The organism is Chlorogloeopsis sp. ULAP02 (genome assembly GCF_038404745.2).
Lineage (GTDB): Bacteria > Cyanobacteriota > Cyanobacteriia > Cyanobacteriales > Nostocaceae > Chlorogloeopsis.
Genome location: NZ_JAYKTT020000043.1, coordinates 1 through 12335 on the forward strand (window position 1 = coordinate 1; position 12335 = coordinate 12335).

Consider the following 12335-nt stretch of genomic DNA (forward strand, 5'->3'; position numbering starts at 1 on the left):
TAACAATAGGAGGGTATGAACAGGCACCATTGCCCTCACCAAAGAAAGCGATCACCCTCACTCAACCGCTACTGCCGCGCCAGATACATCCGCATCTTGGCTTCGTAATTCTCGACGGGTTCCCTGTATAGGGTCAGCTCAACATGCTTGCGATCGGGAATGGGCAGAATTTCGCGTGGTAGTTTGTTGTTCTGAATGTTCACAGTCCGTTTCCTTTTTTAGCGTGGTTGTGACTGTTTACCCTCTTCTTTGGCTTTAAAGGTGGTTTTTCTCCTTCAAATAAGGTTGGTGTGACTAGTTAAAATTGAAAAGTTGTCCTGAGAGTGGCAATAATATCGCTGCCGTTATCCCGGTCTTGGTTAGGTGCAGTCAGCCAAATTACCCCACGAGTAAGAGAGATTTTGTCGTTAATTTGATAGCGGTAGAAACCTTCTATGTGTAGCGGCATATCTACCTTAAATGCTTGAGGATTGCCGCCATCAAAATCGGTGAGGTAGGGTTCTGCACCAAAAACAAACCCCAAAAGATTGCCTTTTTTCCCAAAATCGGGAAAGGCGAAGTTCAAGGCATAGGTCAGAATATTGGCATCACCTTGACCAATTAAGCGAGGATAAAAGGTACTAAACCAGCCGTTGACAGCAAAGCCTGGATTGACTTTCCAAGAAAACTGCACTCCATAACCGTTGGTAACTACTGGGAAAAAAAGGTCTTGACCTGCTAGGGTATTGGCAACGGCAGTACCGGTGACAGCCAAACCATTGTAGTTAAAGCCAAATCGCCCCCTTGCCGGGTTACATTTGTTGGTATAAACACCTGTGATCGCAAAGTTATCTGTTAAATTCCAGGTAAGCTGTCCCAACGCCCCATAGCCACCATTGAATAGTCCTCTGTTGGGATTTCCTGCTACAAAACCATCAGCAAGATAACCCCCTGTTAAAGTCAGAGATTTGCCTATTTTATAGTTGAGGATAATGCCTGCACCTCCACCAGAAAGGGTATAAATTGGGTTGTATTCACCAAATACGCTGATTGCCCCAGTACCACTTTCCTTGTCATCGAAATAAGGATTTAGGGTAGGTGCATACAGTTGGAACGCAGAAAAACTGTTAGCTATAGCAACATTAAAATCATCGGTGAGCGGAAAGCTGTAAGCAATAGCGGCCAGCAAAACTCCATTGGAGGTGTTAGCACCAAACTGTGAAGATAATGTTCCTTCAGCCGTAGAGTTTTTAACAGTGCCAATGCCAGGAATGCCAACCTCGACCCCTGCTAAATTGAAGGGGCCGGTAATCAAACCTTGTTGTTGTTGAACTGAGCCTTGGGGAACATTGCCTGAGAATAAACTCATCAACAGCACATCTCTACCCGTAAAACTGGAAGCCAAATTCAAATTAGCCCGATATTGAAAAACACTGTGGTTAACACCGCCATCCTCACCAAACACATCAGATACTGCAAAGATGGCGTTGCCAAATAGTTTAGTTGTGGTTGAAAATTGATTCGCTTCTAGAGTGGCAGATCTAGCTTCTAAGCTATCAACGCGATTGCGTAGCACTGCGAGTTCTGCCGCAAAACTTTCTTGGAGTTTTCTTACCACTTCTAAGTCTTCTTTGCTGACCAAATCTGCGGTTGAGCTGGTAATCAATTCGTTAATGCGATCCAGGCAGGCATTTAACCCAGCTGCAAATTCATAGCGCGTCATAGCTCGATTACCACGATAGGTGCCATTGGGATAGCCTGCGATACAGCCATAACGTTCAACTAGAGATTGCAAAGCACCAAATGCCCAGTCCGTGGGGCTGACATCGGAGAGTTGAGAAACCGAGTTCACCTGCTCCATTTCTGGAGAAACAAACTCTTGTGCCGACAATGGTTCATCAGTTGCGATCGCGTTTGTTTCTGGTGTTTGTGCGATTGCTGAGTTGACATTCAAAGGCTGCCCAACCAACTTTGTCCCAGATGATTTCTCTGCTAATTGATCGAAATTTTTGAACGAGTTCTTTGCACTTGCTGGTGTTTTAGTCAACAGCAAAACACTACAAGTAATTGGCAAAATAAGTAACAACTTATCCCACAACTTCCATTGATGATTGAACATGTGTCCTCACACTCCTTACACTTGAGACAAAGTTGCCCGTGGGTGCTATGGCAGTTGTCGTCTGAGGCTGGCTGCAAATTCTTACCTGTTACTTCTGGCAAGCGAAGAAAGTTTTTTCAGTTACTGCCACAATCATATTATGTGGATAGCTAGATATAAAAAGTAAATAATTATCGTAAGTTTACAGTCTAAAAATAAGAAACTTATAGTAAATAAATAAGAAAAAAATAAGAAAATTGTGGTCTAAAAATAGGAAATTAATAAACTTTAGATTAGCAGCAACCAATCCTTAAAACTTATTCTAAGGCAATCGTGAATCAGCAAAATGGCAATCACAATCGAGACTTAATAAAACTTGATTTACTCAGACTGCTCGGTGCTATTGTTGGAGGAACCATAGCCTACATCATCACTAGCAACCTACCTGCCTTCAGTTCTGTACTTGTGTGTGCAATGGGGATTGCCCTCTCATCTCTGGCCAGCACTAGATCGTCTCATCCCACTCTTTGGTGGGCTAGTTTGGGAACTATTGCTGGAAGTATTATGGGAACAGGTTCAGCGTTAGCAGACTCAATTGCCCAGTTCGATCTATCAGACAAAGTTTTACTACGGCGTACCATCATCGGTTTCTTGAGTATAGCGGGGTTAATATCCGGGATTATCTTAGGTAGAAACTTGCATAAAACTCACATACCTCCCCCAAGGGATTTCCTTAAGGTAGTAAGCGGGCTGACGGCAGGAGTATTTGCTCTAATTGTCACAATTAAATTTACCTGGGATGGTTTGGAGCAGGCACGGGTACTTTCAAGCAGACTAAGTACTATAACTACAATTCTGGCTACATCCCTCGCTGTACCTGCTTGGCTCGGCTACCAACTGGGACGCTTCCGGTAGTGCTCAAGATGTAATGATGGAGAAGTAGAATTTCTTGCGGATGGAGGGCATTTCACTTGCCGGGATTGCTCGATCTGCCCAAGTTTCCCAGCAATGGCTGCTTTCCCTACGTGAATGAAAAATACACTCTGGTACCCCGAAGCGTGCAGGTGACACCCAAAAAATATCTATTTTCTTCTTCCAAGGCTGTCCAATTTCTTGTTCAAGTCACAAAGGTTTCTGACCGAAGAGGCATAGGAGCAATCAATTCAAAATTAAAAATTAAAAAATTTTCTCCGCTGCCCCCTTCTATTTCTCCCTGCTCCCTTTCCTCTTCATTGACCACGTAAATCATTACTTGTTACTTCAATCCTTGTTTCTCTAATTGTAGTACTAACCTTTGATAAATCTTGTCCAACCACACTGGAATTACAGGTTTACCTTCATCTAAAGATGCGATCGCCTTTGTTCTGTCATACTCCATAAGTGCAAGCGATCGCTCCTGTGCTTCTGACAACAACATAAAGCGTACAGTTATAAAATTAAAGTGGGTTGAAAGGAGCGCTGGGATCGTACACAAAATCAAGTGTGTATAGTAGCTTAATTATAAATTCCAAAACAATTAATTTGGCAAGACGGACATTAATCTGTCAACGCAGACAAATAATTTGGCAAGCGACAAGTGTTCAACTTCATACTACAAATATAGAAGATGATGGTGTTACTCTACCTGGACAAGAAATATTACTAGAAAACACACCACACCTAAATTTAGATACTGGTAAAGACACTAAACTTCCAGAAGCTATAGTCAAAATTCTCTCAGAGAAACAAGCCAGCTTAAAAGAATGGGAAACAGCTATTGCACTATACGAGTTAACTGGTTCTAGTGGAGTAATAGAGTACCTTCAACAGTTAGATTCTTGGCGCAAATACTTGGGTAATAAACCAGTAGAGAACCATATTGATAAAGACTCAATTCAAAATTTCGTATAACCAGTACAAACTTAAGTAAGTGTTTACTGGTCACTACATAATAAATACCAAGCAAGCAGAAAGAGTTAATACTAACTCTTCTTTTTTTAACCACTGCTTATAACTAACGCATGATAATTAGATGTTTATCTAATCTGTGATGCCAGTATACCTATACTACGGCGAAGATACCTATTCGCTCAATCAAAAAATTAACCATTTGGTGAATCAAAATGTTCATGCTGAATAGAAAGCTTTCAACTACATCAAGCTATCTGGAAATGAGAAAAATATTGCTGCCAAGGTTTTTACTGTGGTTATGACTTTGCCCTTTGGAGATGGTAACAAAATTGTTCATACAGACAGCGATCATTTAATTGGAAGTTTATCAAATGAGGATAATAACCAAGAACTTGAAAATCAACTTTCTCGAATACCTGCAAGTAACATTCTTTTAATTACTAGTAACAAAAAGCCAGATTCCTGCAGAACAGTAGTAAAAACTATCCTAAAATATGCTCAACAAGAAGAGTTTCTTCTCGTTCTTTGTAGGGATAAAAAGGGGATAGTTAATTTGATAGGGAAGTATGCAGCTATCCATCAAGTTAAACTTACACCGGATGTGACTGATTATCTAGTCGAAGCAATTGGTAATAACACTGCACGAGCCGATAGCGAATTTGCTAAACTTGCTGTCTATGCAAGTGAAAAAATTATTTCCCTTGAGGAGGTAAAACAATTAGTTAGTAATCACAATACTGACTACCAAAAGCTTACTATGGCTATGTTAAGAAATCATTCAAACTTGGCAATAGCGCAGGTAGATAAACTACTAGATAATAATGAACATCCACTCAAAATAGTAGCAACGCTTACGTCAATTTTTCGCACTTGGCTAATAACTAAAGCCGGGGTAGAAGCTAAATTATCTGATACTAAAATTGCAGAAATAGCCGAACTGAAAAACCCTAAAAGATTGTATTACCTCAAAGATGAAATCAAGTTTGTAGGCGTTCAAAAACTGAAAAACAGCCTTACCTTACTTTTACAACTCGAAACGGAACTCAAAAGCAGCACTAACAATTTAACTAGCCGAATTATCGAAATTTGCACGATTTGACATACTCACAGCCCTAAAAGTGCGGTGATTCCCAAGACTCACGACTTGGGTTTCTGTTTCCTTCCATGACTGGATTTTCGCAACTGCCCTTTAGACTTATGCCTAGCAGGTCTTACGTTCGCTCCACAGACTGTAACGGTGTGTCCCACCGCCAAAATATTTTTAGCTGCATTAATGTCCCGGTCGTGGTGCGTTCCGCAGTTGGGACAATCCCACTCTCGGATACTCAACGGCAACTTTTCAACAACGTGACCGCAATGTCCACAGCGTTTAGAACTGGGAAACCAACGGTCAATTTTTACCAAGTTTCGACCATACCACTTGGCTTTATACTCCAGATGCCTCACCAATTCTCCCCATGCGGCATCACTAATGGCACGGGCGAGTTTGGGATTTTTGACCATGTTCTTAACTGTCAAGTCCTCAACCACTATCGTTTGGTTTTCACGAATCAGTCGAGTTGTCAGTTTGTGCAAATGGTCTTGTCGGGAATCAGAGATTTTAGCCTGAAGACGAGCTACTTTGAGTCTTGCTTTATCTTGGTTGCGAGAGGACTTCTGTTTGCGACTCAAAGACTTTTGCGCTCTCCTCAGTTTTTGATAGTGGTTGTCAAACGCCTTGGGATTAGCAATCTTTTCACCCGTACTCAGGGTAACAAGAGAACTAACCCCAACATCCAGTCCTACAGCACTATCAACTGGGTGCATGGTTTCATCAGTCGGATCGTTGATCAAGAGACTCACAAACCAGCGTCCAGAGGGTTCAAGTCTAACCGTGATAGTTGTGGGTTCACAATTTTTGGGAAGTTGCCTAGACCATTTAATTGGCAATGGGAGAGAACACTTTGCCAAGTAAACTTGTCCATCCTTCCACCTGAAAGCAGACTTGGTGAACTCTGCACTGCCACCACTACGCTTCTTTTTAAATTTAGGGTATCTTGCCCTACCAGCAAAGAAGTTACTGAAAGCCGTTTGCAGATGCCTCAATCCTTGTTGCAGTGGTACACAGCTAACCTCATTTAAAAATTGGAGGTCATCGAGTTTTTTCCACTGCGTCAGCATTGCAGAGGTTTGAACGTAGTCTACTCGTTCTTGCCTGGAGTACCAAGCCTCGGTTCTCGCTGCCAATGCTCGGTTAAACACCAACCGTACACAACCAATTGTCCGGCGCAATATTTGTTCTTGCTTGGCAGTTGGGTAAAAACGGTAATGGTAGGCTTTTTCCATGCCTCACATTTTACCACATTCCATGTAAAGCCGTGCTAGAAGCACGGCGTAAGAGACTCAGGAGTTTTGATGAAAAACGACTTATTTACAGAAATCATCGGACAGCATACCGCCAAACTTCTACTAACTAAAGCAATTGAACATAATCAAATTGCTCCCGCATACCTATTTAGCAGCGAAGTTGAGGGAGTGGGCAAAGGAAAAATTGCTTTGGCATTTGCAAATGCAATACTCTCAAGAGGAAGTCGATCCGCGATCGCAGGAGAATATAAACATCTAGACATCTTACAAATCAAACCAACCTATACCGAAAACACCTCCCAGCAGAAAAGTGTCCCTGCTATCCGAGTAGAACAGGTGCGCGAGGTAATTGAATTTCTCTCAACTAGTGCAGTCGAGGGCAAGCAAAAGGTTGTGATTATCCACGAAGCAGATATGCTCAACCCTACTGCCGCTAACAAACTTCTCAAGACGCTGGAAGAACCTAAAACTGGAACGTTTATTCTGATATCATCCTATCCTCAAAAGCTATTACCCACTATCAAGAGTAGGTGTCAAATCATACCTTTCCAAAGGTTAACTGATGAGGAGGTTATTTCTGTCCTTAAAGACCAACAAATTGAGGTAACAGAAAAAATACTAGCTATCAGTTCGGGCAGTTCTGGTCAAGCGATCGCCAATATTAAAATGTTAGGTTCCATCTCACAAGAAATCACAAAGCAACTGGAAGTGCCTCCTGACGATATCCTCAAGGCACTCAGTTTGAGTAACTCCATCTCAAGCTGGAATCACCAGACGCAGTTATGGTTGCTTACCTACCTGCAATACAACTGGTGGCAGAAATTAAAAAGCACTAAGCTACTAGCTAAATTCACTCAAGCAAGAAAGCAATTGCTGCATCACGTTACGCCCAGAAGCGTTTGGGATAGCCTACTTCTGCCATAACAAAACCCACTCATTATCAAAAAGCACTGCCAGTTAGAAGTATTTCTAGCTGGCAGTATTTGTTTACACATAAAAGATATGAACCAGCAACACAGTTTATTCGATGTCGAAGAAACCATCCGTAACAGTAAAAGCCAAAAAGCTAGCGAAATATTGAACCCTAGCTGGATGCCTAAGCCAGGAAGTCACCCTCCTGACTCGGCTACAAAACCGTGCATGAGATGTTAACCTCACACGGCTCCTCGATGATTTGGTGCTTGTCAAGCACACCCATGAATTCAGAGTTAAAAGGGATTATGGTTGAGATAATCCTCATCTATCTCTTGAACTGTGACAACAGCTTTATCTGCTGCCGTTTTAGCATCGTGACAATGTCCGTGAAGTAATTGAAGGTTGTCATACTTATCCTTACCGCCTTTTGAGCGGGGGACTTTATGGTCGATTTCCATCAAATCTTCATCGTGGAAGAATAACCCACAATGAGCACACTTGCCTTTCTGCATCTTCAAGAGTGTTGCCACCCTTGTTAGCGCTTCAGGATGTTTGCCCATCCTGGAACTCCAGTACACCCAATCACCGTCAAACGGGCTACGGCTTCCTTGCACTTGTATGTGTCTGACGATACGAGTTTCACGGTGCTTTAGTAAGCGAATCTTCTGATTATGGGGTTTAAATACCCAATTATCAGACCCTACGGTTTGCCAATATTTTTGACAACTCCATCGAGAAGATTTATTGGGGTGACGATGTTCTGCCCATGCTTTTAGCTGGCTGAATAATGTTGTATCAGCCTGATTAAATATGCGTTTGCTAACGACACCTGAGTAGTAGTTTGTCCATCCACGGATGACGGGATTCAGATGAGCTATTAAATCAGATTGTGGTACTGACTTATGCCCATCAATCAATTTACCTATCTTCTGCGTGTGTGTCTTTAGCTTTGTTTTGCTTGGGGTAATAAGAGTTTTGTAACCAAGTAATTTTCCGTTTGAGCTTTTGCCACTGTGATATTTTCCTACAGGAAATTGTCGAACAGTGAAGCCCAAAAAGTCAAAACCAACGTTACCTTCATACATATTAAGTGTATGGGATATTCGGGTTTTACTTGGTTTCAATTCCAGCCCCAATTCATTTAACCACTCCGCCATAATCTGCTGACATCTTTGGACGACGGAAAGGTTTTTATGCAGAATGATAAAATCATCTGCAAATCGAATTAAGCTTATTGCGCTACGGTTATCCCTTTTACATTCGGGTAAAGTTAGAGCAACTTGTTTAATTCTATTTTCCATGCCGTGGAGGGCTATATTCGCTAATAATGGCGAAATCGTCCCACCTTGTGGCACTCCCATTGATGTTTTGTTGTCAGATTTCTCTCTTAAAGCATATTCAGAGAAATCAATCACTCCCGCTTTCAACCATGCTCGAATTTGTCGGCGGATGGTGGGAAATGTATTTAATTTTGACAGCAGAACATTGTGATTAATTTTGTCAAAACATTTCGCAATATCGGCATCCAACACATATTTAGGTTTGAACTTAATAGAGTTGAAAATTGCCTTAATCGCATCATGGGCATTTCTTCCTGGTCGAAAGCCGAACGAGTTTGGCTCGAAGCGAGCTTCCCATTCTGGTTCCAAGACTAGTTTTACTAGCGATTGCAAGGTGCGGTCGTACAGAGTGGGTATAGAAAGGGGTCTTTTTTCTCCCTCTGAGCCGGGTTTTGGTATCCACACCCTTCGAGTGGAAGCGGCTTTATGACCTAGCTTCAGGGATTGTACTAAGATAAGACGTGCTTTTGGGGACAAGTTTTTCAACCCATCTATTCCAGCCGTTTTCTTACCTCGGTTGTCCTGTGTTACCCTACGAACCGCTAAACACTTCGCTGACCAGGAGTGCAACAACGTTTTTTGGAGTTTACGAACTGCCTTGACATCACCACGTTGCGAGGCTTTGTAGATGCGTTTTTGCAACTTAAATACTTTCTTTTCTAGCTTTTGCCAGGGGATAGTATTCCATTCCACCGTAGTCTTGAAACTCGTTTTAGATGTATACATTGCTACTGGTACCTCTACAATCCAAGTCACCGTGCCTCTGTCTGCATATCCTCCTCGTTACAAGGAGGCGTTGGCTTCTGAGGCAATCCTTCCCCCTGAAGGCTTGCGGTTGGCTACCTACTCCAAAATTCGACCAATTTTGGAGAGCGCATTAGGGGGTTACTTCGTTCCCAATTTTTCGTTTGACGCTGGTTTTAGGATTCTCTCTCTTCACCGGGTTTGTTGTGAGTGCATGTTGGTCTGCCGCTTAATCAGCCAACCACTTATCCTTTCCCTTTTGGGACAAGCCCAACAGCCTTTTGGCTTGTTTTGCATAACGATGATTCAGTCGAGAGATTCGTATTCCTATCCATGACCAGCTATGCTAGGCGGGATTCCGCATTAGGCTAGCAGTTACCGCCATGATTCCCCGCTTTACCCCAACAAAGAACCACCTTGTTGAAATAGGGGACTTACTGTCACTCCTGCACCTGGAGGGATGGAATTACACCATCACGAAAGATTGAGTTGTCAAGGTTCAGTTGAGATTTCTCTCTTCTATCTTCCTTGCCTGTCATCCCCGAATATTTCTATTCGTTTCGACAGAACGAATCACACTAGCGAACTGCAAACAGAAACCCTCAAAACTGCAAACAAGACGATTTTGAAACCACATTAAACTGCAAATAGAGAGGGGTTCAAAACCACATTAACTGCAGATGAAACCACATTAGCTGCAAACAAACTGCAAACAAGGTTTCCCAACCACATTAACTGCAAATAACTTGAAAACCTTAGCCCTAAGGGTTTTTACCCGGATTTCTCATTACGCTTCCCTAAAATGGCTTGTGTATTGCCTGTGAAGCCTTGCTTCTAGAAAAATCTTCAAACAAACAGTCAACTCATGCAAGCTGGCTCATCTAGAACACTATGATTGTTCAAGGCAACTAGCTCCTAAAATGGCTCAGGCTGCATCAGTGAGAGGTTAAGGTAATTGCACTAATGTCTACGAGGGTGCAGGAAAAGGAAACAAATCCAGCTTGGAGACTGGTTTTCGTAGTGCTTTGACTACTCCTAAATCTTGATTTTCTTTTGCAGCGAAGTACTTAATAGGGTCATCCGCTTTCCCTTTGTCATAAGCAACACTAAAATGGTACAAACCACGAAAAATCATCTCCAAAGAAATGCGGTCAAACGGCAGAGATAATTCGTCAGCAACAGCATCTCCCAAATCAATCAAGACGGCATAAAATAACCAAGTAGCCCATACTTGTAGCTTGATACCATTAATAGAACCAGTCCACAGATAAGATAACCCCAGCAATCGTTTAACCGTGTAAAAAGCTTCTTCAATTCTCCATCTTCGCCGATATAAGTCAGCCACGACGTAGGGAGGTAAAATATGCGGTTCAAGAACAGAGGTAATATAAGAATAGGTAGTTTTACCAATTCTGATCTCGATTAAACGTAAAGTAAGAACTGGTGCGCCACGACGAACAGTACCAAGTTGAATTAACCGGTCTTTCACAGAATGGTTATAGCTAAAAATCTTTAAGTATTTCAGAGATGCTTTAACTTTTAAACGAGTGATAAAATGAACATCTTGATTAATCAACTGTTGTAAAAAAAGAAAATGATAGAAACCTCTATCTAGTAAAACTAGAGTTTTAGGAGGTAGTAAATTCAGCAATGCTGCTTCAAAATTCGTCTCTGAGGCGGCGGGTTTAGTATGAAACCAAACTTCACTCTTGTAAACGAGTAACCAAATCAATAACTGTACAAATCTTACCCGCTAATTGCCCCGTTTTTTAATCTTCCAGGCTTTTTAAATTTCGGAATAAGGCTTCGAGAGTGGAGCCATCAGCTATCCAAATTTGTTCAAAATTAAGCAAGGCAAACTTAAGACTATCTGGCAATGGTCGTTTGACTCGTTGTTGCCAATTTAATTGTAATTGAGGCAACAAATCTTTAAACACACGCTCAAATAATTCAGCAGGAAAAACTAAAAATCTTTCTGATAATGATTGTTGAGCAACTTTTGTAGCCCGACACCATAACAAATCTTCTCTTGCCAAAAGCCTCGTTAGTTCTTGAACTCCAGGAACTTGTCGCCACAATAATGTTAATACTGCTGCTACCATGAATGAGAGATTGATAATTCTATCTCGTAAACCCAACTGCTTATAGTATTTTTGTTGAGTAAAAATAGCGGGAGTTAATAACTCTTCTAGATGCAACGCAATCGCTTCATTATTTATGGTTGGAGTATGATGTTTATGTGCGTGGTCGGAGTTTCGTTTTGCAGCTTTGGGCATGGTAGTCAACGAGCGTTTTTCATTACCGCATTTGATTACTGAATTTACATTCAAATGAAACTCACTTTTAACAAAGTTATTCTCTCGTTACAATAGTTTTTTGTCTCACATTTTAACTGTTTAAAACTCTAACAAGAATGATAATCAAATAGAGGAGGAGAAGGAGGCGAGCGACGCTCGCCTCCTTCTCCTCTCCCACGCGCGATTATCATTTTCTTTTCGAGTCTTTTGAGTATTTTAACTGATTGACAAAAGACGCTTTATCTTAACCTCTCACCGATGGCACTGACTGGCATCGGCGTTGCCTCACTTGCTTCTCCAGAGACATTTGGTGGAGGTTGAGGCAACAGCAGCACTGAAATAATCCACTCATTACCACAGTGCGACATGGATCAAATCTATGACGACTCAAACTGCTTTAGCAATGCTTTCTAATCTCTTCTGGTAAAATTCGACGATATCGATAGTATATGATTAATAGACGGGAACGGTTTTACTGAAAGCTCGGTCGCTGGCTGAGTTGGTGAGGTCTTTCCAATGGAAGAAGCAGCGATCGCAAGTTGGCAAGCTAACTGGAACGGCGTTTTGGTGCAGCAGTGTCATTGAAAAACCTTCAAAAAATTCACCCAGAAACTTAATTTTCTGGAGTTTGGCGAACGATATACTTTAGGGGATGGCTGACAGTCCTTCGTCGGGGGAGAATTCAATGAAAGCGGCTCAAGCTCTCTCAGAAATGATCCATCTCGA

The 12335-nt window shown here is 41.8% G+C and carries 10 protein-coding genes and 1 pseudogene; 4 read left to right on the top strand and 7 right to left on the bottom strand.

The window, feature by feature from the left end:
* Positions 1 to 298 precede the first annotated feature (298 nt).
* The gene (locus U2718_RS14715) at positions 299 to 2098 is read right to left on the bottom strand and encodes an iron uptake porin (RefSeq protein ID WP_342001316.1); all 1800 of its coding nucleotides are present in this window, start codon (positions 2096 to 2098) and stop codon (positions 299 to 301) included.
* Positions 2099 to 2410: 312 nt separating this feature from the next.
* Here U2718_RS14715 and U2718_RS14720 point away from each other — a divergent pair, with 312 nt between their 5' ends.
* A complete protein-coding gene (locus U2718_RS14720; RefSeq protein WP_342001318.1) occupies positions 2411 to 2992 on the top strand; it encodes a hypothetical protein in 582 nt (193 codons plus the stop codon).
* A gap of 340 nt (positions 2993 to 3332) precedes the next feature.
* Here U2718_RS14720 and U2718_RS14725 read toward each other — a convergent pair whose 3' ends face one another.
* Entirely contained in the window at positions 3333 to 3494 is a 162-nt protein-coding gene (locus tag U2718_RS14725; protein WP_342001320.1) for a hypothetical protein, read from the bottom strand.
* A 104-nt stretch (positions 3495 to 3598) separates the two neighbouring features.
* Here U2718_RS14725 and U2718_RS14730 point away from each other — a divergent pair, with 104 nt between their 5' ends.
* Together U2718_RS14730 and holA are read left to right on the top strand one after the other, a co-directional pair.
* Complete coding sequence (locus U2718_RS14730; protein WP_342001322.1) at positions 3599 to 3967, top strand: hypothetical protein; 369 nt, start codon at positions 3599 to 3601, stop codon at positions 3965 to 3967.
* Positions 3968 to 4211: 244 nt separating this feature from the next.
* Entirely contained in the window at positions 4212 to 5066 is an 855-nt protein-coding gene (holA, locus tag U2718_RS14735; protein WP_342001366.1) for a DNA polymerase III subunit delta, read from the top strand.
* Between the two features lie 38 nt (positions 5067 to 5104).
* Here the strand turns inward: holA and U2718_RS14740 are convergent, their stop codons facing one another.
* Positions 5105 to 6292, bottom strand: coding sequence for an RNA-guided endonuclease TnpB family protein (locus tag U2718_RS14740; protein ID WP_342001324.1), 1188 nt, complete (start codon positions 6290 to 6292; stop codon positions 5105 to 5107).
* A 69-nt stretch (positions 6293 to 6361) separates the two neighbouring features.
* Between U2718_RS14740 and U2718_RS14745 the strand changes: the two genes are divergently transcribed.
* Complete coding sequence (locus tag U2718_RS14745) at positions 6362 to 7237, top strand: AAA family ATPase (protein WP_342001326.1); 876 nt, start codon at positions 6362 to 6364, stop codon at positions 7235 to 7237.
* Positions 7238 to 7521: 284 nt separating this feature from the next.
* Here the strand turns inward: U2718_RS14745 and ltrA are convergent, their stop codons facing one another.
* The 4 genes and pseudogenes from ltrA to U2718_RS14765 all read right to left on the bottom strand — a co-directional run bounded on the left by ltrA (position 7522) and on the right by U2718_RS14765 (position 12191).
* Positions 7522 to 9294: a group II intron reverse transcriptase/maturase gene (gene ltrA / locus U2718_RS14750; protein WP_342001328.1), complete on the bottom strand. Its 1773-nt coding sequence runs from the start codon at positions 9292 to 9294 to the stop codon at positions 7522 to 7524.
* A gap of 997 nt (positions 9295 to 10291) precedes the next feature.
* Positions 10292 to 11588: pseudogene (locus U2718_RS14755) on the bottom strand (IS4 family transposase); the annotation flags it as partial.
* A 260-nt stretch (positions 11589 to 11848) separates the two neighbouring features.
* The gene (locus U2718_RS14760) at positions 11849 to 11977 is read right to left on the bottom strand and encodes a hypothetical protein (protein WP_342001330.1); all 129 of its coding nucleotides are present in this window, start codon (positions 11975 to 11977) and stop codon (positions 11849 to 11851) included.
* 85 nt (positions 11978 to 12062) lie between these two features.
* Positions 12063 to 12191: a hypothetical protein gene (locus U2718_RS14765; RefSeq protein ID WP_342001332.1), complete on the bottom strand. Its 129-nt coding sequence runs from the start codon at positions 12189 to 12191 to the stop codon at positions 12063 to 12065.
* Between the last annotated feature and the right edge of the window lie 144 nt (positions 12192 to 12335).